Source organism: Rhizobium sp. BK661, from assembly GCF_024808825.1.
GTDB lineage: Bacteria > Pseudomonadota > Alphaproteobacteria > Rhizobiales > Rhizobiaceae > Rhizobium.
Window position 1 is genome coordinate 24,036 of the sequence record NZ_JANTYT010000031.1, and the last position, 25,648, is coordinate 49,683.

A 25,648-nucleotide genomic window follows, 5' to 3' on the forward strand; every position below is an offset into this window, starting at 1 on the left:
ATGGGGATTCAATGGATGCGCAAGGTCGGAACGATCCGTGAGCTGTGGCGATATCCAGTCAGTTCAACTACGGGCGAACAGATCGAACAATGTAGGCTTACGGCGACTGGCCTTGTCGGTGATCGTCAGTTTGCCCTGGTCGATGCGGCGACGGGTGTGGTCGCATATCCCGAGCGTGAAAAGCGCTGGCAAAGAGCGGTCTTTGTCAAGTCGCGGACCGCGTCGGATGGTGATGTGGAAGTCCAAGTGCCCGGCCACAACTGGTTTCCTATCACTGCGCCGCGGCTGCTGGAGGCGCTCACGAGCTTCTTTGAATTCGAGGTGGCGGTCAGACCATATGAGAGAACGGGGTCCGCGTCCGGCGACGCTTTATTTGCGGCTGACCGGTACGTGGTATCACCCTTGCATCTTCTGACAAGCGCTTCGGTCGACCATCTGAAGGAGATCCACCCCAGTGGAAATCCTGACCGACGTAGGTTCCGACCCAACATTTATCTGGAGGCTGAGGCCGATCTTTCCGGGTTTGCCGAACTGCACTGGATCGACGCGCCTGTTCGTCTTGGAAATGTCGCCGCGACGGTAATCGCGCCAACCAAACGATGCGGTTTTACGATCATCGCTCAGGATGGTCTGGAAAACGATCCCGACATTCTCCGGAACGTGATGAAATTTGGGAACCGCAATATGGGGGTCTATTGCCGACCGGATGAGCCAGGGGCAATCCGTCTTGGCGATGCGGTTTTCGTCTAGTTTCAAACTTGTCGCAGGTCTGAGAAAATTCACCTCTGATTTGGCCTCTATGCGGCGGATGTGGGCAGGAACGAAGTCAATGGCCACTCGTTAATCTGCGAGAGACGCAGAGGAGACCAAAATGGGTATCGAGGAAGCCAAGACCGAAAAAGGTAGAGACTCCGCACGCGGATTGCGGAAGAACGCCGCCAAGGAAGAGAAAAAAGTTGAAGCTCAGAAAGGGTCGGATCTGGCAAAAGGTGCCGATCGCTTCGAAGAGCGTTCCAAGAGTTCCGACGGCAAGAGCGCAGCGACCAAGCAAAGACTCTGAAACGGTACCTCACGGCGATCTCCGCGATTGGGGAGCATGTCATACGCTGTTGGCAATCGTAGGCCATTCGTTGAGCTGCGATGAACGTTCGGTGCGACCCCTCAACGGTCGAGGTCGACGGCACAACGGCACCGCGTTCTGATGTCCGAAAATTGGCGGGCTTTGCCGCACGAACGGCTGGGCTATCGAAGCTTCGCTTCGCGAGACGACGAAAGGCCCTCGTCGAGCAACACACACCGCAATGACTGGATTTTCGGAACTTACCCGCAGTGCAGGAATTATGGGACCGACTTCGATTTCCGGACTCGAAGTCTTGGACCTGCGGCAAAACAAGGAGCGCTCCATGAACAGGAATTTGACAGCCCTTTTGGGCGTATTGGCTGTGGCTGGGTACCAGAACAGGGACAAAATCCAGGAAATTCTGCGAAAGCTTGTCGACAGCGGGCAAGGAACCGCGGGACAACCTGCCGGAGGCACCGAGGCGAGCGGCGCTGATAACGGATTGGGGGGACTGCTGGGCGGCTTGTTCAGGCCGGGTGGTGTTGGAGATTTGTTGAAGGGCGGCTCGGTTGGATCAGTCGTGAGCGATGGGCTTGGCAGTCTGCTTGATCAATTTTCGAAGAATGGCAAGGGAGAGGTGGCGGGCTCCTGGGTCAATCAAGGTCCAAATCAGCCGATCGATCACCCGGAGCTGGTGCAGGCGCTGGGCCCGGAGCTACTGGCAGAGTTGCAACGAAAGACCGGACTGGACCGCGACGAGATTATCTCACGGCTATCGAAATCTCTTCCGGAAGCTGTCGATAGCCTAACACCTGACGGAACGGTTCCGGCAAACGCCTGACGTCACGCCGTACGGTGAGCTGCAGCCACTGACCGCCGGCAATGCCGAAGGCGCTGATTTCGCCATTGAGGCATTTCGTGCAGGATTGGTCTCGTCTGATTTGGTAGGAGCCGGTCACGAAGAGACGGGAACGCGATGCGACGAAGATTGAATCATAGCGCGATGCCTGCGGTCGGCTACGTTGAGCCGTGGAGCGTGCGCGCAGGAGGCTGGGTAGCGTGTCATGTTTCCTGTGCCGACCCAACGGCGCAGGCCACGGTCGTGACAATTGACCGGGATAAGAACGAGCACCTGAATTGGACAGTCAGGAAGGCATCTCGGTCTTTTGAGGTAAAAGCATACGACCTCGGCTCCTGGGTCGAAATTCCGATGTTCGATGTCGGTCAGGATTTCGTCCTTGATGTCGAGATTCTGTTCACCTCCAATGATGTCGTGAAGCCCGTCATTACTTGGCCGGGCTTCTTGCTGACCATCGATCGTGATGGACGGTTACAGGCCAATGGCACGGACGTCGCGACGATCGCCAATGAGACCTGGTACGGTCTATCCCTCTCGTTCCATGCCGGGGAACTGTGTTTAAGGCTTTCGCCCCATCACGGTGGAAGGGAAGTGGAGAGCAGGACATCTGGCCTGCCAAAACCAGCCACCATCCATATTGGCGCCGAGGCCTCACACGCGCAACTGACGCTCAACGCACGCATCGGGAGGATCAGTCTTAAGACCGCATCCGGTAAATTGCGTTGGTGCTTCCCGGTTCGTGGCCCTGTCGAGAGCCTCAAGCCTGTGGATGGTGGCGGGCCAGACCTTCGCATTTGCAATGCTCCGACTTTTGCGGTTGCCTCACCTCGATTTACCGGCGAGATTCACGACCCGCGTGTCGACGCCGATCATTTTGACGCGATCCATCTGCACGATGACGACTTTGCCGGCTTCGACTGGGCAGCCGATCTCGTCATATCGGTGCCGGCGGACGCACGACCGGGCGTCTATGCCGTCGCAATAGAGACGGACCGAGGGGTTGAGCAGCTTCCATTCTTTGTTCGCCCGCAAGCTCCTACGTCATCGGTTGCCGTGCTCCTGCCGACCGCCACCTATCTCGCATACGCGGATGAACAGCTGCCGCCGGACCGGTATCCGTGGCATGGCAGCGATCGTTCCCACCTTTTCGCAATCGACAACAATTTCCTGAGCCTTTACGACGTCCACAGCGACATGAGCGGGGTCAGCCTCACAAGCAGTCGGCGGCCTCGCGCCACCCTTCGCGCAGACTATCACTATCCCCTCTCGAACTCGCCGCATCTCCTTCCGGTCGATTTGCAGCTTCTGAAATTTCTCGGCCGCCATGGAATTGATGTCGACATCCTGACTGACCATGATCTCGATGACGAAGGAAGAGCAGCCATCACGCCTTATCGACTGCTTTTGACAGGCAGTCATCCGGAATACTGGTCATCGGCCATGATGACTGGGCTGAAGGAATATCTCAGTTCCGGCGGTAGCCTTGCTTACCTCGGTGGAAACGGATTTTATTGGGTCGTAGCGTTCCAGGGCGACAAAATGGAGCTGCGGCGCGGGAAGAACGACATCTGGTCGGGCAGACCGGGCGAAATCCATCTCGCAATGACCGGCGAGCCCGGTGGAAACTGGGAGGATCGCGGCCTTCATCATCCGCAAGCTCTTGTCGGCGTCACCTACGTGATCATGAGCTTCGGCAAGTCTCGACCCTATCGGCGGCTCGAGGAAAGCCACTATGGCAACTATGCGTGGCTCTTTGACGGCGTTTTATCCAATACCTTCGGAGCCGAAGGCGGCGTGCTTGGAGGTGCTGCCGGCTACGAGATCGATGCGGTCATCCGCTCGGAGGAGACACCAAAGAATCTCGTTCGCCTCGCCGTTGCGGATGGCTTTGACGAGAGCTTCCAGGTGCGGCCCGATCTTTGGGTCGCAGGCGGCGAAGCCGAGCGAACTGCCCTTCGGCGGGCAGACATGACGATCTATCAGCATGAAGGCGGGGGCGTTGTCTTTTCGACGGGCTCCGTGGCCTGGATCGGTGCGCTGCCAAACCCGTCGCAGGATAACGACGTCGGACGCATCATGCTGAACTTGATGGGAAGGTTTGGTTGTGAATAGTGACGAAGGAGGCCGATGCCGCGAGCCGGCCTCCGTGGGGTTCAATGTTCCAGTTCGCCCTGGGAGCCCGCACGGATGGCAGCGAGCACTTCCTTTTGGAGCGCGATGAATTCCGTCGTTGAAATCATCTCCTGATTTCGGGGGCGTCCAAGCCCGACGTTGAAGGTCGTACTGATGCGCCCGGGATTGATGCTCATCGCAAGAATGCGATCGGAGAGGTAGACGGCCTCTTCGACATCATGGGTAACGAAGAGAACGGTCAGCCGGTGTTCCTCCCAGATCTGGGTTAGAAGCTCCTGCATCTGGTGACGGGTCAGTGCGTCAAGCGCGCCAAATGGCTCATCCATCAACAGCATTTTCGGACGGTAGGAGAGGGCACGCGCGATGGCGACGCGTTGTTTCATCCCGCCCGAGAGTTGCGAGGGAAAAGCATCGGCGAACTTGTCCAGCTTGACCAGCTCGATGTGATGGCGAGCGACATCCCGGCATTCGGCGGAACTCATCCCGGCCGCCTGCAGGGCGAATTCGACGTTCTGCTGCGCCGTCAACCATGGCAGGAGCGTATAGGATTGAAAGACGACCCCACGATCGAGCCCCGGGCCAACAATCGGAGCGCCATCCGTCAGAAGGACGCCATTATCAAATCCCTGCAGGCCCGCGACGATGGAAAGAAGCGTGCTCTTGCCGCACCCGGACGCGCCAACCAGGGAGACGAATTCGTTGTCGGCAAGTTCAAGCTCGATATCGCTTAAGGCATGAACGCGGGATTTCCTGCCGCTGTACCACTTGTTGAGGCCCTCGATCTTGAGTTTGGGTTCGCTCATGTCAATGCCTCGAGGAATAGCGGAAGAAGACGCGCTCGAGCGCTTTCATGCTCTGGTCGGTGATCAGGCCGAGCAAGCCAAGCAGCAGAATGTAACCGATGATGGTCTGTGTCTGAAAATATCGTTGCGAGACGACAATGCGATAGCCAAGCCCGGATGTGGCGGCGACAAGTTCGGCAAGGACAAGCCAGGTCCAGGCCCAGCCCAGGCTGATGCGCAGGGTATCCCAGATCCCGGGAAGGGCGGATGGCAGGACGATGCGGCGCAGGATTCTGGTTTCCGACATTCCAAGCGTGCGGCCAAGCCCGACGAAGTCGGTTGGAACGCGTTTGACGCTGTCCATGACCATCAGCACCTGCTGGAAGAAGGTTCCGATCCAGATGATGACGAATTTCTGGATGTCACCGGTTCCGGCCCAAAGAATGGTAAGGGGCACAAAGGCAACGACCGGCATGTAGCGAACGAAATCGACGAAAGGCTCGATGGCCGCTTCCCATGTCTTGAAACAACCGATCATGATCCCGATCGGAATTGCCATGGCTGAGGCCAGAAGAAATCCGACCAGCATGCGATAGATGCTGATGCCCGCGTCGGTCCAAAGAGTGCCATCGACGGCGAGTTCGACCATCTTGGCCCAGACCGCTGTCGGAGAGGGCAGGAAGATAGGCTTCACCCAACCGGTGCCGGTCGTGATCCACCAGATGGCAAAGAGCAGGACGAAGACGGCAAGAGCGATCATGAAGAAGGCCCGGCCGCCGATCGGATCGCCGATCCGGAACGCGCTTGGCGGCCGGCCGACGCCCGCGCGCGATTGCGCGCGGGATCTTTCCTTGGATGTCGAGGGCATTTTGGAGCTAGACATTACGGTTCCGTTGGCAGAGGTCACTTGTTCGCGGCGTCAACGAACGAGGTGTCGATCATGCTGTCAGCGGAAACGTCCTGTGTGAGAAGGCCGGCCTGTTTGGCTGCCTTCAGAACATCGGCGAAGGTCTTGCTCTTGAAGTCACCGGCAAAGGCCTTCGAAGCCTCCGCGGAGGTGTAGTACTGAACGCCGTCGAAGGCGGTCTTCAGATCATCCGGCGAGGCACCAACGGCCTTTGCAATGATGGCGCGGTCCTCTTCCGTATTGGCCTTGTAGTCGGCAAGTGCCGCATCCCAGGCCTTGATCATCGCCAGCACCTGTCCCGGCCTTTCCTTCAGCACTTCCTCGCGAACGACGAGGACGTCGGAGACGAGACCCGGGTCCTTGCCTGCTTCAAACAGGAGCTGGATGTTCTTGTCCTGGGCAAGTGCGGTCGAAATGTAAGGCTCGTAGGTTACTGCAACGGGAACCTGTCCTGCGATCAATGCGGTTCCGGCGTCGGCTGCTGGCATCGGCACGCGTTCTATGTCCTTGATGGTCATGCCGTTGCTGGCAAGGGCGTAGTTCAGGAGGATATCGCTGGTCGTGCCTTCCTCGAAGGCAATCTTCTTGCCCTTGAGGTCAGCAACGCTCTTGACGTCGCTGCCGGCGAGGATGGCATCGGCCTTCAGGCTGAAATCAAGCAGGGAGACGATCTTTACCGGAAGACCGGCAGCGACCATGCCCATGGCGGTGTGGGTGGCGATGTTGGCGGCATCAAGCTGACCACTTGCGAGCGCGGCGTTGATGTCTTTGTCCTCGGTGAAGTTGACCAGCTCGACGTTCTCGAGATTGGCTTTCTTGAACAGGTCCTTGCTTGCCGCCACGTGCCACTGGCCATAACCGAGCCATGGCTCGATCCCGATCTTGAAGGTGCCAGCCTCCGGCTTTGCCGGGATGTCCTGTGCGACAACCGGACTGAAGGCGAGCGCACCGACGATCCCGAGTGCCAGCGCTCCGCGGTAAACGTGCCTGCTGATGATAGCGTAGTTCATTTCAAACCCCTCTTTCTCTCGTTGTTAGCGTTGCATCTTTTCAAGTTTCACGCCCGAACATCAAGGCGGAATAGCGGGTGTGATGGCAGTGCTTTTCGATTTGGCATACATTTTAATGTCGCCCTGTCGCTACCCGGTAAGGCTGATGTCTTTCCATTCAGCGCCTCCACGCCACGACCTACCCTAACCAGTCATTTTGCTGGTGGCAGGTATCGGCTCCCGAGCGCATAGCGGCTGCCGACATAGGTGAAGGTATTGACTGTAGCGACGGTCGGTCCGGTCCAAGTCTTCCGGTTGAGGACCAGGCAACTGTCACGTTCACGGATATGCAGAAGCTTTGCGTCCCGTTCCGTCGCGGGAATGGCGCTGATCAGATGCTCGACCTCGGTCAGTGGCGTACTGTGCTGTAGGTAATCGTAGGTCGCACCAGACGTAAAATCCTGATCGAGATAGTATTTCACAAGTGCCGGATTGACGTATCGTTCCTCCAGTTGAACAGGAACGTCATTCTCCCAATGAACGATGAGGGAATGGTCGACCGGTCGGAGCTCTGTGAATTCAAATGCCCCGAGCAGCATTTCATCCGGCTTCTCGATTCTCTCCAGGACGATGACCTCTGCCCGATGTCGACTTCCCCGGTCCTTTATCTCGCTGACGATGTTGCTGATCTCGATCAGGGTGGATTGGGCTCTCGGAGGCGAAACAAAGGTGCCGACTCCCTGGACGCGCCTGAGGTAGCCCTTGTCGGTCAGTTCTCTCAATGCGCGGTGGACAGTCATCCTGGACACTCCGAGCGAGGATACCAGATCGTGCTCGGACGGGAGCCTCCCGTTCTGTGGCCAGTTGCCGTTACCGATGTTGTCGAGGACGAAGTCCTTGACCTTCTCGTAGAGTGGCAGCGCGGTATTTGAGAGACCGGTCAATATTTCAAGCTCCGTCTCACGCCTTGCGTGTCTTGATCAATCGGCGATGCGAATAATGGTTTTCAGCTTGGTTGCCCGCCCTTCGCTCAATTGGCGATATGCATCGGGAATGTCGTCGAGCGAGGGCCGGACGTCGATGAATTCCAGAAGTGAAGACTGAAGCTCGGGCAAGAGGGCGATGGCATCGCCAAGCTCACTCTCGAAGGCGTGACATCCGACAAGGGCAATCTCGCGCTCGACCAGGGTGTTCGGGTCGAGATCGATCTTCCCGTGGCTGATGCCGACGAGAGCAAAGGTGCCGCCTCCATCGAGGATCTCGATACCCTGTTCGATCGCCTTGGTGTTTCCGGTGGCATCGATTGCGTAACGAAGGGAGGCGCCGTCAAGACCGTCTCTCGTCTTTACCTTGTCGAGCGGAACCGCGGCTCCGCCGCAGATCCTGGCGACCATGTTTGCGCGGTCCACGTTCATGTCCGCAAAGAGCAGCTTTCCGTCATGAAGACGCGACAGAAGCAGGCCGCAAAGGCCGCCAATCGAGCCGCAGCCGATGACTATGACCGCTTCGCCAACGCGGGGGGAGAGCCGACGGACGGCATGAAGGGCCACGGCAAGAGGTTCGGTCATGGCGGCAATGGCAGGGTCGAGTGACGGATCGTGCTTCCTGACAAGCCTTGCAGGCAACTGGGTCTGCTCGGCAAAACCGCCATCGCAGACCTCACCGACAAACCCGAGCCGCTCGCAGACATTGGTCCATCCGGCTCTGCAGGCATTGCATTCACCGCAATAGTATCGGGAGTCGGCGACGACCAGGTCGCCCACGGCAAGCCCTTCGACACCCTCTCCAATCGCCGATATCCGTCCACAGAACTCATGCCCGGCGGTCGAGGGACGCCTGCTGATCCATTGTCCGGAAATTATGAAGGCCCGAGCCGCAGATCCCTGCTGCACGAACATCGATCGTTACGGAGCCCGCCGGTGGAGGGCCGGGACTTTCGATTTCCTCGACCCGAAGATCGAGCGCATCGTGCAGGCGAACGGCCTTCATCGCTTTAGCCTCGCTTCGGGAGATAGTCATCACGGACGGCTGAAACGGCATGCGCGTGGGACGAGAACCCTTCGTATTCGGCAAGCTTATGGGCGCGCTTGGCAAACTCGGGATAGGCAGAGGCCGTCACATAGCCGATCGAACTGCGTTTCACGAAGTCGGTCACAGAGAGCGGACCGAATGTCCGCGCCCAGCGACTCGTCGGAAGCACCGCGTTCGGCCCGAGGCAGAAGTTCGCGATGCTGACGGGCGTATGAGGTCCCATGAGGATTTCCGCCGCCTCGGTGATGTGTCCAAGATGGGCAAAGGGATCCTGCGAGAGAATCTCAAGGTGCTCGGGCGCATAGGCATTGACGAAATCATAGCTCTCCTTAATCGACGAGGTGAGGATGATACCGCCGCATCTGCCTGAAAGGACGGCACTGGAAAATTCTACGCGTTGCTTGGTCATGCGGGCCCAGTGCTCTGGGAGGGCGCCAAGCGCCTCCTCGGCAACCCTGCGGCTATGGGTGACGAGATAGGCGGAGGAGTCGGGGCCGTGCTCCGCCTCGATCAGGAGGTCGAGTGCCGCCAGGCCTCCATGAACGGTGTCGTCAGCGAAGATGATCGCTTCGGAAGGGCCGGCCGGAAGCCCGGTGTCGATGATGCCGGCGAGGCTCCGCTTGGCGGCAACCACCCATGGACTTCCCGGTCCGACGATTTTGAGCGCGGGTTTGATCGTCTCCGTGCCGTAGGCGACAGCGGCGACAGCCTGCGCCCCGCCGACCTTGTAGACCGTCCTGACGCCGGCGAGACGTGCTGCGACAAGCGTTGCGGCATCCACGCTGCCGTCAGGTGCTGGTGGCGTGACGATCGCGAGTTCTGGAACACCTGCTACAACCGCCGGGACGGAGGTCATCATGGTAACGGATGGAAACGACCCCTTGCCGCGTGGGACATAAAGCGCGACCGACTTGATCGGTGTGAAGCGGTCGCCCGCGAAGGCCCCCGGCTTGATCTCCTTCAGCCACATGGCCTCAGGCTTTTGTTCCTCGTGAAAATGGCGGATGTTCTCGATGCCGAAGTTGATTGCCTCGATCACATCTTCACTGACTGCCGTGAAGGCCGTATCGAACTCCGCCTCCGTGACCTTGATGGTTTCTTCCGTGACATTTGCCTTGTCGAGGTCACGTCCGAAGCGGGCAATGGCGCGATCACCCTCCGTTCGCACGGCTTCCAAGATCGGCGCAACCTTTTCGATGAAGGCCGAGATATCGGTCTCGGACCGGCGCAGAAGAGCGACTTTCTCGCCAGCACCAAGTTTCGAATAGTCGTGGAAGGTGACGTCAGTCATTTGCATGGGGCCCTTGGTTCTAGACCGCGCAGGCGGCCTTTTGCCACGACAAGGTCGTGGCCGACAAAAACTGGATGCGGCCGGCAGGAGCGCAACGCAACGGGTGCCTCCAGCAGGATTTCTGATCACGCGAGGACGCCGGACTTGAGCCCGGCAGATTCCCAGGAAGTCGACGACTTCGTTGCCGTTATTGTCTATAGTTGTCTATACAGCATGACTGTAATGGTGAACCCGTTGCTGTCAAGGTCAAGGACCGCGTTTGGCAGCCTCAGATGGACGCAAGAAAACCGCCATCAATGGCAATACATTGCCCGGTGACATAGGCAGAGGCTTCGCTCGCAAGAAAGACCACGGCACCGCCAATATCGGAAGGTTCACCGAACCTCTTCTGCGGGATCTTGTCGAGCATCCGCTCCGACCAGTTTCCGTCCTGGTAGAAGCCTTCCGTCATTGCCGTGCGGAAGTAACCGGGAGCGATCGCATTTACGCGGATGCCAAGCGGGGCCCATTCGGCCGAGAGCGCACGTGTCATGCCGAGAAGCCCAGACTTCGAAGAGCCGTAGGGCACGGCTGTGGGAATGCCGACATATGAGGTGAGAGAGCAGAGGTTGATGATGCTTCCACCGGTGGCCCGACTGGACATCCGCCGTGCTGCGGCCTGCGACCAGAAGAAGGCACCCTTTAGGTTCGTTCCGATAATCTTGTCCCAGATCGCTTCATCGACATCGAGCGAGGGAGCCACCTGCTCGCAACCGGCATTGTTGACGAGGATATCGATCCCGCTTGCAATCGTATCAAACCGGTTCAACGTTTCGTCGATGGAGGAGACGTCGGTGACATCCTGGGCGCTGGTCAGGCATGTCCTGCCAAGGGCTTCGATTTTCTGTTTCGTCTCATCAAGCGACGTTTCGTCGCGAGCGGTAACACAGAGACTTGCCCCGGCTTGCGCAAGGGAAAGTGCGATCCATTGGCCAAGGCCACGGCTGGCACCGGTTACCACTGCAACCCGTCCGGTCAGGTCGAACATGTTTTGGGCCATGGGATCCTCTTGCTATTGAAACCTATGTCGTCGCCGCAAGCATATTTATGCGCAAAAGACCAGTCTTCCTACGACCGATCAAGCCTGCGTAAGCGATGGCCATGGTTGTCGACGGACGAACGGTCTTCAGTTTCGTGCTGCTTGTACCTCGACCGATGAACTTCAGGGATTTATCTGCGGGCATGGATTCGCATCGGAAAGAGCTGATGGCATGCATTGGTGCGGGGGGACGTTCAAGAGCGGTCATTTGCAGTCTCTGGGCGTGGCCTGCCTGTTGGAACGATTACCCTTTGATGTCGTTCGCCTTCTTCCAACAGAAGAGGAAGTGCTATGACAACCATTGTATTTGTGCACGGCATGTTTCAGAATCCGAAAAGTTGGACGAGATGGGTAGAATACTTCTCCCGTCATGGTTTTGAGTGCGTTGTTCCTGCCTGGCCATTACACGATGGTGATCCGGCGGAGCTGCGTGAAAGTCCTCCTCCAGGACTTGGCGAACTCAGTCTTGATGACGTCGTCGCGACAATGCAAAGGGTTGTTGGCAACTACGATCGCCCCGTCATGATCGGCCACTCTGTCGGCGGACTTGTCACGCAACTCCTTGTCGCGAAAGGACTCTTATCCGCCGGCGTGGCGATCTCTTCTGTCGCTCCCAATCGTATGCTCGAATTCGACTGGGGTTTCATCAAGAACGCAGCAATCATAGCTAACCCTCTCAAGGGGGATGAACCTGTTTTCATGGATGCCAAAACGTTCCACCGGTCATTTGCGAATTCGCTGTCCAAAGCAGACGCGGCGCTTGCCTTCGAGGAAACTGCGACACACGATAGCCGCAACGTGCTGCGCGACTGCATGGGAGGGGCCGGTCGCATTGATCTGGAATGTCCGCATTCGCCATTGCTGTTGATCGGCGGCGAGAGAGATGAAATCATTCCGTCCGAGCTGAACGAAAAGAACTACAAGGCATACAAGGACGTGGGCAGCGTGACCGATTTCCTGACCTATCCCGGACGCAGCCACTTCATTTGCAACGAGCCGGGTTGGGAAGAGGTGGCGGGCTTCGTCTACCAGTGGGTCGAACGGAATACGGCGGGGAGGCCGGCGATCTAGCCCAACAGCATCCCATCCCATAGCGCTTCGCGGCGGGCAAAAACATCCTGTCTAAAAGTTTGCGAGTGCTTCCAGGCGAATGAGTGCACAGCCGACAAACCGGTCGATGCTATGCGCAACCGACCCGCGTCCGGCGTGTCAGTGGCGTCCGAATTTTTTCTCGATGATCCTGAGCCCATGTTCGTATCTGGACGTATCTGAATTCATCTTTCGAGCCTGGGCAAGGTTGTCCTTGAGATCGGCTATTTTCACGGGCCGGGCAATCTGATTGGACGCTGCCCTGAGGACGAATCTCTCGTCGTCTTCGCCGGGGCGTTTGGTGAGTGCGTCCACGGCATCAACGATCAGCGGGCTGAAGCCCTGTTCGCGAAGCCGTTCCAGACTCCAACCCGGTGCCTTCTCGACCAGATCATGCAGATAGGCGACTGTTCGTTCGTCCTCGTCGGTGACGGCCTCGGCAACACGTTTGCAGTGGGAAAAATAGGGCTCGCCCTGTTTGTCCTTCTGACCCGAGTGGCCATCGAAAGCGAGCTTAACTGCTTTCAGAAGGTCGGACATCGATGCATGCTCATCGGTATCGGTTGCGTGGCCGTCAAAGCTCATCATCTTCACCTCTTCAGGACCGCATCCTGCTTTTCCTTCTGCGGAGAGGTCGCGATGCGTTTCTCAAGAACCGCAGCTTCTGTCGTTCCCCTCACTAAATAGGAGGAAATAGGCCTGTCCGTTCGTTGTGGAAGCCGGACCAAGGTCCGATGGTTCAGTAATGACCTTCGGTCCATTAGCGAGTCGGCAACGTCGATATACGCAACCTCATCCAATCCTTCAGCCGTCCAGCCCAGCCACGAGACCATCCAGTGTCTGCAGCCCATATTCGCCCGCACCGAAGCCGATAACGATCTGACGCCGCTCGCGAGTAGGGTGGAGCTGGCGCATCGTCAGCACTGTCTTGCCGTCGCCCTGTTCATCAAAGGTCACGGTGGCGCGAAAACGATCGCAACTGCTGCCTAAGCCGGAGCTTGGATTCTTTGTTCCGACCGACGGGCACGGATCGCGGAGGCGATGAAGACCCTCGAAAGTCCATGATATAGTGGTTCATGCGACAATATCCGCGATGTTAAATAGCCGATCATGGAAACGGCCATGATTGGGATCACGGCCTGGTGATCGCCAGTCATTTCCAGGATGATAACGAAAGCTGTCATCGGCGCTTGCACGACACCGGAAAAGTACCCTGCCATCCCAAGGATCGCTGCCAGGGCAATGCTGGTGCCAAGCAATGATCCAACTGTACTGCCGAACCCTGCGCCCACGGCGAGTGACGGAGCGAAGATACCGCCGGGTATGCCGGACAGCATCGAAAGAAAACTTGCCGCAAGCTTTTCGATGAAGAACAGCATTGGAAGGGCATGACCCTCGACAGCGCCTCTGGCCTGTTCATAGCCAGTGCCGAATGTCGCACTGCCGGATCCAACCCCAATGACGGCAACGAGTAGACCGCAAAGTCCTGCAACCGCGACCGTCCGTGTGAGTGGCTGTGGGTGGACCCAACGGCGAAGGCGCTGACCGAAATGGAGGGCGAAACCACTGAAGCAAGCGCCGAGTGCGCCGCCACCAACACCGCAGATCAAGACCAGCCCCCAATCTCGAATGTCAGTTGGGGTTGCCGATGCTTCGCCGAAATAATTATAGCTACCCGCAAGAGCGAGAGCCGCCATGCCGGAAAGAATGACAGCGGTCAGGACGATACCATTCGCACGCGACTGATAGCTCCGACTCATCTCTTCGATTGCAAAGACGATCCCGGCGAGCGGTGTGTTGAAAGCGGCGGCGATACCGGCTGCGGAACCTGCCAGGATAAGGCCTCGAGCCTGCGCCATGCCTCCGAAGCGAGCCACCGCGAGCATGATTGCTCCGCCAACTTGAACAGTTGGTCCTTCGCGTCCGATCGAAGCGCCGCAAAACAGGCCCAAAATCGTCAGCATGATTTTGCCAACTGCTATCCTCAAAGACAACAAGCCCTGACGGTCTTCATTCTCCTGGAGATGCCGGGCGGCTATCGCTTGCGGAATGCCGCTTCCTTGAGAGTTTGGGAACACTTTGGCTGCTAGATAAGCAGACAGCATAAATCCCAGTGGCGTAATCAACAGAGGCAACAAAAATGCGAACTCACTCGATGATCCAATCGAGGTGAAAGCCTTTTGCGCAAGATCGGCAAGTTTGGCAAATATGACACTTACAATGCCTATCGCGATTGCGCCGAACCAAAATACGGCCCTTGTACGCCAGAGGGACAAGGAACCCCGAAGAACACGAGAACGACGGAAAAGCTTTGATTTGCGATAAGCGCTTGGCATCTGAAACTCTGGCAGAACGGTATTTACCCGAGCCTTTTAGCGCCATAAAGCAGTACGCGTCACCCCTTACGTCGTGGCTCAAATCATCAACCAATAATTCCACTGCAGCAATTCCTTGATCCCAGGGTCGGACTGCATGGTCCGAACCGCCACCTGATGACCGATCGCGCCGGCTTAATGTTTCGCTCTGCAGAAAGTGCCGGTCTGGGCTTACGCATTAGCGGCGGATGAGCCTTCCCACCCAAATCAATATGCAGGCTCCGACAAATCCGGCAACCAGGTATCCGAGCCAACCGCTCAGAACGATACCGACCAGCGAAAGCAAGATATTGGCGATGATAGCCCCAACGATTCCGAGGATGATGTTCATCAGCACCCCCATGTTCGACTTCATGAACTGCTCGGCGAGCCATCCCGCAATACCGCCGATGATAATCGCTGCAATCCAGCCGATACCTGCTTCTTCCATGTTGAACCTCTCGAAATAATGCTGATCCAAATTGACTACAGTTCATTGCACCTAGAGCGGGAGGCGCCGCCGTCAATCACCGATCGTTTCTCGAAACTTCAACGGCGGACACACTTGGATGACCGCGACCATCTCTTACGACGCTTTCGGGCTTTCCGCGTCCCGGGAGGGGTTTCAACTCCAGCCAGCAGCGACAACCGAGGAGGCCGTGTTTTCCTGAAAGTTCAACGTTTTGAGGTCCGGACGAAGACGATGCTTCGCTCGGTTGCTGTCCGGCCGGGTTGCCCGGCTCCGGCTGTTCGAGTAGCGCACCGGAACGATTTCTTACGAGGGATGTTGTCTCCAGGGATGATGGTCGTCCCAGTTTTTCTTGGAGGCGAAAAGGGCATGGTCCGATCGAAAAGTTGCTTCTCGGCCCTCGCGATAGCCAATGCAATCCGGTCGCAGCCAGGACCCGCCAAACGCATGCAGGATCCGGAGCTCAAACCGGGAATCCGCTGATGTCAGTCCCGGCAGCAGAAGAGGTGGAGGCGCGCAGGGCCCGGCGGGCCTTGCGCCGACAGAAGCAGCGCGATGAAAACGAAGAGCGCGCCGCAAAAATGCACGATCTTAGAATGGGTGCGAAACAGGCCAGCTTCTCCGGAGCGCTCCCGGCCGTAAGCAACATGCAAATCGGCTGCTCGGGGTGGTATTACTGGCATTGGAACGGACGATTCTATCCCTCCAATCTTTCACGAAGCCAATGGTTTGTCCATTATCAGAAAAGTTTTCGAACCGTCGAGCTTAATGCCCCGTTTTATTCGTGGCCAACGCTCGCCACCGTAAAGACATGGCTGCGCCAGGCAGATGACGCCTTCGTCTACACCGTGAAAGTATGTGAGTTAATTACGCACATCAAAGCTTTCGAAGGCACCCACGAACTGGTGCGGGACTTCGCCTATATTTCGGACGTGCTTGGAGACCATATGGGGTGCTTTTTGTTCCAGCTGCCTCCGCGCGTGCGCTACACAACGGAGATGCTGGATTTGATCCTCTGTCAGCTTGACCCGGCTCGACGGAACGTCGTCGAATTCCGGCATAAGAGCTGGTGGGATGATACTGTGTTTAGGAAGTTCGAGGCTGCCGGAGTGATCTTTTGTTCAACCAGCGGACCGCGGCTTCCTGATCAACTCGTCAAGACTTCGGACGACGTGTATTTACGTTTTCACGGCACCACCCAGTGGTATCGACATGACTATAGCGACGAGGAGCTGCTCGGATGGGTCGAGCGCATTAAAGCGAGTGGCGCGAAACGGGTCTGGGCCTATTTCAATAACGACCGTGATGCCAATGCAGTCAAGAACGCCGAGGCGCTTTGCCGACTGCTTGAAGCGCAGAACCCGATGCTGACCAGCTAGAAAAGCAGGCATCTATCTTTGATAGGGTGGATCGTACGTGGCTGGCAATCTGTGGTGATGGCTTTCGTCAGTCACGCCCTGCAAACCCGGCAGCTTGCTTAGCGATCATGTCGAAGTCGCTACCCTCGCTCGGTCACCGCGACGCGATTTCGGTGCTGCTCGTACTGCGAGCCTATTTTAGCCCCGGCAAGGATGGCCAATCCCATCGCGATAACGCTGGCCAGCAAGATAACCCAGGGTCCAATTTCCCGATTTGATGGTCTGTGAATGCTCATAGCGACGACGATGGCACAAGGCCGATCTGGTTGGGCTGGGGTAGCACAGCTTGCGGCCGCTCGTCACTGTTGAGGGCAGCGCGGGTTTCATCTTCGTCCCAGCCGGCGGCTAGCGCCGAGGAAACCAGAATTTCCAGTCTCTCTGCTTCCGAAGCGTTTGACGTCTCATTGAGGCGATGCCTGGCGGTCTCGAGACACTGCTTTAGGTTGGCTTGCCGGGCAAACGGGTTGTCCGAGTAGGTGGGCGATGCGACGTAGGTCATTTGATGGCTCCTTTATTTTATCTCACAACGAGCAGCCGTCAGTCCGGTTCCACCCCGTATTCCGACATCATGCCGCCCAGTTCGGCAATTCGGGCGAAATTGGCAATACCGTTGAGATCGTTTAAGCTCAGCAACCGGGACCATTCGAACGGGGTGAGGAAGGCTGACAGCCTAACGAAGAAAGCCTTCGCGCCCGAACTCTTCCCAGCCGCGCAGTTTCGACGGTTCATCGTCGGCGCTCACCTCGGGCGGCGTCGGAGCTTTGCCACCCTTCTTGAGGGAGCGGGTCAGTTTCGCCTTCCAGGCCGCACGCCTTCTGTTTTCCGCCGCAGTTGCGGCGTCGTCTTCGCGCCATTCGTCGACGATACCGCGGTCGAGCATGTCCTCGACCGCCCGTGGGTCGAAGACATGAAAGGTTATCTTGCGTGCACGCCCACGAAGCTTCACCGTTCGGGTTCCAGCGCTCGGCAGTCGGCCATCGTTGAGCCAGCGATGTCTCTCGGTTGTGGATATGGATAGGATTTCCTCTATTTCGCGAGGAATCACGGGGAGGCTTTCGATATTTTCAAGTGCCTCTGCGACGACTGCCGAGGCCCTGCGAAACTCGGCTTTCGCACATTCGGGCATTCCCAAGGTGAGAAAGCTACCGCTGAGATCAAGCGACTTGCGGCTTACGGAAGGCAATCGGGCTCTGATCTCGAGGAGGATCCCTTTGGCGCGCACGGATGACCCCAGCGTGGCCGCGGGAGGCAGCGCCCAGGTCTCGGTCAGGTCTGAAGGGACATTCTTTCTCGTCTTTGACATCTGACTGTAGATGGGCCTTCAAAGCAGAAGCGTCAACGACCAGGCCCGCTTAGGCGCCACTGGATATGCCGTGAATGGGAGGCCTTGGTCCCGACAAGCCCTCGAAGGATCATCGTCGGTAGCTGCACGTCGTTACTGAGCTCTTGGCGTGTCCCGAACAATCTGGCCAAGAACCGATCCAAGTTCGTCCAGATCGACCGGCTTCGTCAGATGGTGGTTGAAACCAGCCGCCGAAGCGAGGTCCTTATCCTTGCTCTGTCCCCATCCGGTCTGGGCGATGATCGGAATATCCTTGAATTCGCCGTCGGCTCTAAATGCGCGGCACACCTCGTACCCATCCATATGAGGCAAGCCGATGTCGAGAAGCACGATGTCGGGTTGGAAGGAGCGGGCCGCCTGAAGAGCTTCCCGTCCGTCATGAACGAGGTGATATTCGTATCCGATCTCCTCCACCATCCAGCCCACCACCTGAGCGACGTCGACGTTGTCATCGACAATGAGAACCTTTCCTGTCTGTTCAGAAACAGTTTCATCCACGCTCGGTCGGGCTTCAGGCGTGGTTTCCGCCGGAGCGGAAACGAGAGGCAGCCGAATGACAAAGGATGTGCCGGTTCCCGTTGGGCCGGCTTTTGCCTCTATGCGGCCGCCATGCAAGGTCACGAGCTGCTTCGAAAGAGAAAGGCCGATGCCCAGGCCGCCCTGGGAACGTGTCAGGTGATCCTCGACCTGGGTGAACAGCAGGAAGACATTTGAGCGCATATGCTCCGGAATGCCGATCCCGTTGTCGGACACCACGATGACGACCTCCGTTGTCTCCCGATAGGCTGTTATCTCAATCCGCCCGCCCGCAGGCGTGTACTTGGCCGCGTTGTTCAGCAGGTTCCCGACGACCTGGGAGAGGCGAGCGGGATCGCCATCGACCCATAGCGCTTCGCTTGGCAGGTCGGCCACAAACCTATGCCCGGCCGCATCGATCGCGGGTCGGCTTCCTTCAACCGCCAGATTGACGATGTCCTGGACTTTGATGGGTTCTCTGCGCAGCTCGATCTTGCCCTGGCTGACACGTGAAACATCGAGAAGATCATCGATCAGCCGCACCAGATGGGATAGCTGGCGATCCATCGTCGACCGAATTTTCTCCGCCTCGGCGCTGTCAGGCTTTCGATTCAGAATGTCGAGCCCGTGGCGAAGTGGTGCGAGTGGGTTGCGCAGTTCGTGAGCGAGCGTTGCAAGGAAGATGTCCTTCCTCTGGTCGGCTTCCTTCAACGCGGTTGCATGCGCTTCAAGCTCATCGCGCTGCATTGCCAGCTGTTGGCGCTGCCGATAGAGTTCAAAGAAAACCTCCGCCTTGCTGCGCAGAATGTCGGGCTCGATCGGCTTCTGGATGAAGTCGACGGCGCCAGCTTCATAGCCCTGGAAACGCCACGACCGGTCAGGGCTACCAGCGGTCACGAAAATAATCGGAACCCGCCGCGACCGTTCGTTTCCCCGCATGAGTTCGGCCAATTCAAAGCCGTTCATGCCAGGCATCTGCACATCGATCAGGGCGAGAGCGATATCGTGCTTCAGCAGAAGTTCCAGGGCTTCATCTCCAGAGCGCGCCTTCAGGAGCCTGAGACCCTCACGGCGCAAGAGCGCCTCCAGGGAAATGAGGTTTTCTTCGAGGTCGTCCACCAGGAGAAAGGACACGGGGTCCATGAGCTTACACCTTCTTCAGATATTCAGTGATCGCCGCAAGCGACATGATGTTTGCGCCCGGGCATGCCCGGATTGCCGCTTCCGGCATCGCCGGAGCAAAAGCGCCGTGAGGATTTTGGACAAGGGCTGTTCCACCAGCGTCGACAACTGCGCGCAGGCCCGCAGCACCGTCATGGTTGGCACCGGTCAGGACGATCGCTATCAGGCCCGAGCCGTAGACATCCGCGGCAGTTTCGAACAGCACGTCGATCGATGGGCGCGAGAACATGATCGGATCATCGCTGGACAAGGCCAGAGAGCCGACCGATTCCACGAGCAGGTGATAGTCGGGTGGTGCGAAGAATGCCGTTCCGGCCTTGATCGTTTCCTTGTCTTCGACCTCTCGGACATCGATGGCACATTTCGTGCGGAAGAGTTCGGCGAGAATGCTCCGCTTGTCTGGAGGCACATGCACCACAACGAAGATCGGCAGCGGAAATCCGTCTGGTAGTGCCGGCAGGATCACCGACAATGCTTCGAGCGCGCCTGCGGACGCGCCGATGACCACTGCTTCATGGCGCCGAACGCTCATCAGTCCGTCCTCTGATAGATCTTTTCCTCGCGCACAAACTCCTTGAACGACTTTGCATGCGACGAGAACCGGATGCTTTCCTTGGATCCAAGACCCAGAAAGCCGTTCCGCGGCAGGGAATCCTTGAACAAGCCAATCGCCCGATCCTGGAGGGACCGATCGAAATAGATCATCACATTGCGGCAGGAAACGAGGTTCATCTCCCCGAAGACTGCATCAGTGACCAAGCTGTGATCGGAAAAGACGACGTTGCGGCGCAACGTCTTGTCGAACGTCGCCCGGCCATAAGCGGCTGTATAATATTCCGACAGGGAAGATTTGCCCCCGGACTTTCGGTGGTTCTCGGTAAAGAGCTGGATCCGGTCGAGATCGTAGATCCCGCGCTCCGCAATCGCCAGGGCATCCTGGTTGATATCGGTGGCGTAGAATATCGTACGCTCTTCGAGACCTTCTTCCCGAAAGAGGATCGCCATCGAATAGAGTTCCTCGCCGCCGCTGCAGCCTGCGATCCACACCTTGAGGGAAGGATAGGTAAGAAGATGCGGGATCACCTGCTCCCTGATCGCCTTGAAGTAGGCGGGATCCCTGAACATCTCGCTGACCTGGACCGTGAGGTAATCGAGCAGTCGCGGAAGTGCTGACGGGTCGTGCAGGAGGTTTTCCTGCAGTGCCGAGTAGGTCGAAAATCCGAGCTGCTCGCGCGCCTGCTTCAGCCGGCGCTTGATCGACGCCATGGCGTAGTTCCGGAAGTCGTAGTGATAGCGGACATATAGCGCTTCGAGCAGCAACCGGATCTCGATATCCTCGACCTTGCCGATATGTATTTCGGTCACCGCGGCATCCATACGCGTACGAGTGAGAGGAGCTTTTCGACGTCGAGAGGCTTAGCCATGTAGTCGCTCGCACCCGCCTCAATGCACCGCTGCTGATCATCGGGCATGGCCTTTGCCGTCAACATTATGATCGGCAGCTTGTTCCAGGCGGCGTTCTTGCGGATCTCCCGGGTCGCCGCCAGACCATCCATGACGGGCATCATCACGTCCATGAGAACAAGATCGATAGCCTTCGCTGGGTCATCCCCGGACTTTGCAAGCGCATCGAGTGCTTCCTGGCCGTTGCGCGCAATCTGGATGACCGCGCCTTTCGGTTCGAGGATATTGGTGAGCGCATAGACGTTGCGCACATCATCCTCGACGACGAGGATGCGGCGTCCCTCAAGAAGGGCGTCCCGGTTTCGGGCCTTGCGGATCATCTTCTGCTGCTCGTCGGGGAGTTCTGAGACGACCTGGTGAAGGAAAAGGGTCACCTCGTCCAGCAGGCGTTCCGGTGACTTTGCCCCCTTGATGATGATCGATTTCGAGTAACGCCTTAGTTTCTGCTCGTCGTCCGCAGACAGGACGCGTCCGGTATAGACGATGACAGGGGGGAAGGAGTGGTCGCCGTCCTGGCTGATGGTCTCCAGCAGCGAATAGCCGGATGCGTCAGGCAAGGACAGATCAAGCACGATGCAGTCGAATGTCTGTTCCTTCAGGAGCTTCAGGCATTCGGCAGCCGTCCCGGCGCTGACCGTTTCGACGTCATGCGACGTCAAGAGCTTCGCGACGGCCTCCCGCTGGACCTCGTTGTCTTCGACAATCAGGACGCGGTGCATTCGTTGAGAAAGCTTCGACTCCAGCTTTGCGAGCACCTCGATCAATTGCTCCCGCTTGACCGGCTTGAGCATGTAGCCAACGGCGCCAAGCGACAACGCGGTTTCCACATTATCGTTGGCCGATACGATATGGATCGGGATATGACGGGTCCGCACGTCCCGCTTCAGCCTGTCCAGCACCGATAGTCCCGATTGATCGGGCAAACCGACATCGAGGACGATCGCGCTCGGCATGTACTGTTTAGAGAGAGAAAGAGCCTCCTGCGCTGTGCCGGCGACCACGACACGGAAACCCATTTCCCGGGCAATGTCCCTGAGGATAGCGGCAAAGCTGTGATCGTCTTCGATGACAAGGAGAAGGTGTCGTTCGTCTAAGGGTGCGGCGCGGTCGTCTTCGATGATTTGACGACGCGGCGGCTGCGGGATAGCTGTGGTGTCGACCGGCGCAGATGAAACCGTGACGATTGGCGCGGCAGAACTAATATCGCGCGGCGCGACCTTCGCGGGGTCGTAGGACTGGGGCAGCACGATTGTAAACGTGCTCCCTTGTCCCTCCCGGCTCGCGAGATGGATGCTGCCACCGAGAAGGCGAACAAGCTCCCGGGAAATCGACAGCCCGAGACCTGTTCCGCCATATCTGCGGCTGATCGTTCCATCGGCCTGGTGAAACGCCTCGAATATGCTTTTCTGCTGTGTTTCTGCGACGCCGATGCCGGTGTCACGGACGGCGAAGGCGACGTGACCGCGAGCTTCAGGCTTGACCGTGATCGTCACGCTTCCTCGCTCGGTGAACTTGAATGCGTTGGATAGCAGGTTTTTCAGAACCTGCTCGAGCTTTTGCGGGTCGGTTTCGATGACGCTCGGGGCGTCTGCGGTGACGTCGACATGGAACTCCAATTCCTTGCTTTGAGCAACGGGATCGAAAAGCTGTGAAAGGTTGTTTGTCAGTCTCTCGATCGAAAGAGGCTCCGGCTTTATGTCGACATGCCCGGCTTCGATCTTCGAAAGGTCTAGAATATCGTTGATCAGGTTGAGCAGGTCGTTGCCTGAGGATTGGATCGTCTGGGCGTACTTGACCTGCTCCTCCGTCAGGTTCTCCTCAGCATTGTCGGCAAGCAGCTTGGCGAGGATCAGGGAGGAGTTCAGCGGCGTTCTGAGTTCATGCGACATGTTCGCGAGGAAGTCTGACTTGTAGCGGCTCGCCTGTTCGAGCTCGCGGGCCTTCAGTTCCACCGAAGCATTGACCTGCTCCAGGCTGTCCCGCTGGATTTCCAGTTGCCGCGCCTGTTCCTCGAGCTGCGAGTTGGTTTGCTCCAGTTCAACCTGCTGCTGCTCCAGCCGGGCCTGCGATTCCTTGAGCGCGCGGCCCTGTTCCTCGAGTTCCTCATTGGAAACGCGCAGTTCCTCGCTCTGAACCTGAAGCTCTTCCGATTGCCGCTGCGTTTCCTCCAACAGTTTCTGGAGCTCAGTGCGATAGTTCGCCGAGCGTATTGCGGTTGCGATGGAGGATGACGCATGCTCCAGAAAGTACAGGACGTGTTCGGGGACCTTGCGGAGGAAACCGAGTTCGATGACAGAGTTGACGGTCTCATCGAGAACAGCCGGCGAAATCACCAGATGCCGTGGCTTGTCCTGACCGAGTGCCGATCCAAAGGCCAGATAGCCGTCGGGAACGTCATCGACGAGAAGTGTCCTGCGTTCAGCGGCTGCCTGGCCCAGCAATCCTTCTCTTCCGCTGAACCGTGCAGGGATGGACACACCCGCGGGGACGCCATAGGTGGATGCCCGTCGATACCAATCCTGATCGCCGACGAAGATTGCTCCGGCGACAGCTCCCGCATAACGCGCCGTGAACTCGAGAATGCTGTTGCCGAGCTGATCGGTCTGCTGGTCGCCCATCATGGCGGTGGCGAGACCCAGCTGGCCCGTCCTCAGCCACTCCTCATGTCGGCGCGCCATCGTTGCCCGGCGGACCATGACGCCGATGGCAATGGTCAGGACGATGCCGAGGGCTGCTGCAAGCATGCTGGTCACCAGCGCCGTATTGTAGGCGCTTTCCATCTCGGCGAGCCGTGCTGCACGGAGGTTAGTCTCCTCCTCAGTCATGGCGCCGAGTTGAGCTCGCACGGCATCCATTTCGATCTTGCCGCGGTCGGAGTTGACAAGGGCAAGCGCCGGCTCCAGACCCTGCGAGCGCCTCATGTCGATCGTTTCCTTGAGTTCCGCGAGCTTCGCATCCACGTGCTGTCGCAGCATAGGCAGTCGGCGCTGTTGTTCGGGATTATCCTTCGTGAGATCCGCGATCTCGGCAATCCGCTGCGGAATACTGGTCAGGGCCGCCTGGTAGGGGTCCAGATACCGCTCATCGCCGGTAAGGACGAAGCCTCGCTGCCCGGTTTCTGCATCCTGGATACTGGAAAGCACCTTGCTCAGGCCTAAGATGACCTCGTGCGTATGCACGATTCTCGCGTTGTTCTCGCGTAGCGACCGCAGATTGAAGGTCCCGATCACGCCGCTGATGACGAAGAAGGCGACTGCGGTGGCCAAGGCGAGCGCCACGGCGGGCTCAAGGCTGGATTTGAGCCTGTTGGTGGACACTGCGGCATGCGACATGAAATGCTCTCGCGAATGTGTGACGGTTCCGAATATCCCAGCTTGCGCGCCGAGCACACAGTCGGATCAAGAGGAATGTCGGCGCGAGATAATGCCCTGACACGAAACGTCAATGCGAGATTTCGCATGTTTTCGACTGCCGGGCCCAATGCTTCCGGTCATTCCAATGCCATGTATGGGGCCAGGCATCTCGCAAGCGCCATAGGCGGAGCGCTGACGACGTCAGGCTCCGACGGGCGATGGTCGGTTGATGTCCTCCTTCGCCAGCTGATTCACCTTCGCAGAGCGAAGACCCCTCTGTGGAACATTTCGGCATTGAGCTGGTTTTCTCTTTGCAGCGCTCCGCCGACACGCTGGGGGACCTTGCATCGCCCATTATGAAGGTCCGCGACAGGCCCGGCGAAGATCTTCAGATCCGCCGGGCTTTTCATTTGGCCTATGGAACCTTCGACAATCCTATCGGTTTCTGCTTCGCAATGTCCTGACAGGCGCAGTGCAAAGCTGGCTCCAATCCTTCTTGGACGCCAGAAGGCTCGGTTGCTCCCGCTGCCGGGCCTTTTTCAGTCGGGTTTGTTAGCTCCCTGCCCGAGCGGCGGAGATTTCCCCTGCAGGCTCGCCTGAAACCGATCTGGATTGGGAAGTCAGGAAGCGCAATCGAGAGGCGGTGAGGTCCATGCAAAAACTTGGCGATGACACCTGGGTCGCCATGGCCTTGACGCTTTAGCGCGGAACGCTGCCCCTCATGCTTCAACCTGATCCTAGGCGACGGCTATCTTACGCAGTCGAGCTTTCCCCTGCCAAGGGTCGGTCGGTCCGTCCTGATATCCTTGGGCCTGTGGCAATCTTCCTGGTTCGTGGAACCTTTCTGCGAGGCGTCGATGTTTTTTCTGTCGGCAGATCTACCGAAGCCGTCCGGATTGGTGATGGCTTCCTCTGAAGGGATAGAACTGTGGCTGCCAAATATCGGCCCGGCCTCATCGGGCAGGGACTGGGCATGAGCGTTCAGGGAAAGGCCAAGACCAGCGGTCAAGATCAGATAGGCTGCGAGGTGGAACCGGCGCATGGGCGTTTCTCCTTTGGAGACAAACTCTGTACCGGGGGGTGCTGTTCCCGAAAATCGTCCGGAAGCGGTGACTGACGTCGCGTGCCTGTCGCGCGGAACTCACAAGACCCAGCCTAACGTCCGCGTCAATCCAGGGGCGACTGAATCGCTCTAACGCCCGAAATGACGCGATGGGCCAACAACTGACATCGGAGGCTCACCTACTTTAGTGCAGCTTCGATGGCGTTAACCAAGTCGTTTTCCGTGAAGGGTTTCAAGATTATTCGCCAGTCCTTCAGTTCCTTCAGGG

The 25,648-nt window shown here is 58.0% G+C and carries 23 protein-coding genes and 2 pseudogenes; 7 read left to right on the forward strand and 18 right to left on the reverse strand.

All coding sequences use genetic code 11. The features are described 5' to 3' along the window. Positions 1-15 precede the first annotated feature (15 nt). From FHX16_RS29790 to FHX16_RS29805, 4 genes are all read left to right on the forward strand, one after another. Positions 16-750 carry an MOSC domain-containing protein gene (locus FHX16_RS29790; RefSeq protein WP_246720198.1) on the forward strand — a complete coding sequence of 245 codons (735 nt, stop codon included), beginning with the start codon at positions 16-18 and terminating at the stop codon, positions 748-750. 121 nt (positions 751-871) lie between these two features. Then, positions 872-1,060 carry a hypothetical protein gene (locus tag FHX16_RS29795; protein WP_183758011.1) on the forward strand — a complete coding sequence of 63 codons (189 nt, stop codon included), beginning with the start codon at positions 872-874 and terminating at the stop codon, positions 1,058-1,060. 241 nt (positions 1,061-1,301) lie between these two features. Further along, positions 1,302-1,901, forward strand: a complete 600-nt coding sequence (locus tag FHX16_RS29800) for a YidB family protein (RefSeq protein WP_246712772.1) — start codon at positions 1,302-1,304, stop codon at positions 1,899-1,901. Between the two features lie 369 nt (positions 1,902-2,270). Further along, a complete protein-coding gene (locus FHX16_RS29805) occupies positions 2,271-4,031 on the forward strand; it encodes a N,N-dimethylformamidase beta subunit family domain-containing protein (protein ID WP_259131912.1) in 1,761 nt (586 codons plus the stop codon). A 41-nt stretch (positions 4,032-4,072) separates the two neighbouring features. Here FHX16_RS29805 and FHX16_RS29810 read toward each other — a convergent pair whose 3' ends face one another. From FHX16_RS29810 to FHX16_RS29840, 7 genes and pseudogenes are all read right to left on the reverse strand, one after another. Beyond that, positions 4,073-4,855 carry an ABC transporter ATP-binding protein gene (locus FHX16_RS29810; protein WP_183758007.1) on the reverse strand — a complete coding sequence of 261 codons (783 nt, stop codon included), beginning with the start codon at positions 4,853-4,855 and terminating at the stop codon, positions 4,073-4,075. Position 4,856: 1 nt separating this feature from the next. Then, positions 4,857-5,717, reverse strand: a complete 861-nt coding sequence (locus FHX16_RS29815; RefSeq protein ID WP_183864651.1) for an ABC transporter permease — start codon at positions 5,715-5,717, stop codon at positions 4,857-4,859. A gap of 20 nt (positions 5,718-5,737) precedes the next feature. After that, entirely contained in the window at positions 5,738-6,751 is a 1,014-nt protein-coding gene (locus FHX16_RS29820; RefSeq protein ID WP_183864650.1) for an ABC transporter substrate-binding protein, read from the reverse strand. A gap of 191 nt (positions 6,752-6,942) precedes the next feature. Next, the gene (gene hutC / locus FHX16_RS29825; protein WP_183758001.1) at positions 6,943-7,674 is read right to left on the reverse strand and encodes a histidine utilization repressor; all 732 of its coding nucleotides are present in this window, start codon (positions 7,672-7,674) and stop codon (positions 6,943-6,945) included. A gap of 36 nt (positions 7,675-7,710) precedes the next feature. Continuing rightward, positions 7,711-8,719 (reverse strand): annotated as a pseudogene (locus tag FHX16_RS29830) (zinc-binding dehydrogenase). A 4-nt stretch (positions 8,720-8,723) separates the two neighbouring features. Further along, positions 8,724-10,052, reverse strand: coding sequence for a histidinol dehydrogenase (gene hisD, locus FHX16_RS29835; protein WP_259131915.1), 1,329 nt, complete (start codon positions 10,050-10,052; stop codon positions 8,724-8,726). Between the two features lie 268 nt (positions 10,053-10,320). Continuing rightward, entirely contained in the window at positions 10,321-11,091 is a 771-nt protein-coding gene (locus FHX16_RS29840) for an SDR family NAD(P)-dependent oxidoreductase (RefSeq protein ID WP_259131917.1), read from the reverse strand. Between the two features lie 330 nt (positions 11,092-11,421). Here FHX16_RS29840 and FHX16_RS29845 point away from each other — a divergent pair, with 330 nt between their 5' ends. Continuing rightward, complete coding sequence (locus FHX16_RS29845; RefSeq protein ID WP_259131919.1) at positions 11,422-12,201, forward strand: alpha/beta hydrolase; 780 nt, start codon at positions 11,422-11,424, stop codon at positions 12,199-12,201. 138 nt (positions 12,202-12,339) lie between these two features. Here the strand turns inward: FHX16_RS29845 and FHX16_RS29850 are convergent, their stop codons facing one another. From FHX16_RS29850 to FHX16_RS29865, 4 genes and pseudogenes are all read right to left on the reverse strand, one after another. Further along, positions 12,340-12,807, reverse strand: a complete 468-nt coding sequence (locus FHX16_RS29850) for an HD domain-containing protein (protein WP_310503163.1) — start codon at positions 12,805-12,807, stop codon at positions 12,340-12,342. Between the two features lie 216 nt (positions 12,808-13,023). Further along, positions 13,024-13,194 (reverse strand): annotated as a pseudogene (locus tag FHX16_RS29855) (ATPase); the annotation flags it as partial. Positions 13,195-13,205: 11 nt separating this feature from the next. Next, positions 13,206-14,555 (reverse strand): chloride channel protein, encoded by a 1,350-nt coding sequence (locus tag FHX16_RS29860; protein WP_259131921.1) that lies wholly within the window; start codon positions 14,553-14,555, stop codon positions 13,206-13,208. 217 nt (positions 14,556-14,772) lie between these two features. Then, positions 14,773-15,024, reverse strand: coding sequence for a GlsB/YeaQ/YmgE family stress response membrane protein (locus FHX16_RS29865; protein ID WP_183757989.1), 252 nt, complete (start codon positions 15,022-15,024; stop codon positions 14,773-14,775). Between the two features lie 500 nt (positions 15,025-15,524). On the opposite strand from FHX16_RS29865, the gene FHX16_RS29870 reads away from it, so the two are divergent. Further along, positions 15,525-16,421 carry a DUF72 domain-containing protein gene (locus FHX16_RS29870; RefSeq protein ID WP_259131925.1) on the forward strand — a complete coding sequence of 299 codons (897 nt, stop codon included), beginning with the start codon at positions 15,525-15,527 and terminating at the stop codon, positions 16,419-16,421. A 271-nt stretch (positions 16,422-16,692) separates the two neighbouring features. Here the strand turns inward: FHX16_RS29870 and FHX16_RS29875 are convergent, their stop codons facing one another. The 6 genes from FHX16_RS29875 to FHX16_RS29900 form a co-directional block, all read right to left on the reverse strand. Then, complete coding sequence (locus tag FHX16_RS29875; RefSeq protein WP_259131927.1) at positions 16,693-16,959, reverse strand: hypothetical protein; 267 nt, start codon at positions 16,957-16,959, stop codon at positions 16,693-16,695. 171 nt (positions 16,960-17,130) lie between these two features. Continuing rightward, positions 17,131-17,763, reverse strand: coding sequence for a hypothetical protein (locus tag FHX16_RS29880; protein WP_259131929.1), 633 nt, complete (start codon positions 17,761-17,763; stop codon positions 17,131-17,133). 132 nt (positions 17,764-17,895) lie between these two features. Beyond that, positions 17,896-19,461: a response regulator gene (locus FHX16_RS29885; protein WP_259131931.1), complete on the reverse strand. Its 1,566-nt coding sequence runs from the start codon at positions 19,459-19,461 to the stop codon at positions 17,896-17,898. 4 nt (positions 19,462-19,465) lie between these two features. After that, positions 19,466-20,032, reverse strand: a complete 567-nt coding sequence (locus tag FHX16_RS29890) for a chemotaxis protein CheB (RefSeq protein WP_183757980.1) — start codon at positions 20,030-20,032, stop codon at positions 19,466-19,468. Then, positions 20,032-20,877: a protein-glutamate O-methyltransferase CheR gene (locus FHX16_RS29895; protein ID WP_259131932.1), complete on the reverse strand. Its 846-nt coding sequence runs from the start codon at positions 20,875-20,877 to the stop codon at positions 20,032-20,034. The genes FHX16_RS29890 and FHX16_RS29895 overlap by 1 nt, the downstream gene beginning before the upstream one ends. Further along, the gene (locus tag FHX16_RS29900) at positions 20,862-24,296 is read right to left on the reverse strand and encodes a response regulator (RefSeq protein WP_259131934.1); all 3,435 of its coding nucleotides are present in this window, start codon (positions 24,294-24,296) and stop codon (positions 20,862-20,864) included. The genes FHX16_RS29895 and FHX16_RS29900 overlap by 16 nt, the downstream gene beginning before the upstream one ends. 299 nt (positions 24,297-24,595) lie before the next feature. Between FHX16_RS29900 and FHX16_RS29905 the strand changes: the two genes are divergently transcribed. Further along, positions 24,596-24,781, forward strand: a complete 186-nt coding sequence (locus FHX16_RS29905; protein WP_259131936.1) for a hypothetical protein — start codon at positions 24,596-24,598, stop codon at positions 24,779-24,781. Between the two features lie 284 nt (positions 24,782-25,065). Here FHX16_RS29905 and FHX16_RS29910 read toward each other — a convergent pair whose 3' ends face one another. Next, positions 25,066-25,359: a hypothetical protein gene (locus tag FHX16_RS29910; protein ID WP_259131938.1), complete on the reverse strand. Its 294-nt coding sequence runs from the start codon at positions 25,357-25,359 to the stop codon at positions 25,066-25,068. Between the last annotated feature and the right edge of the window lie 289 nt (positions 25,360-25,648).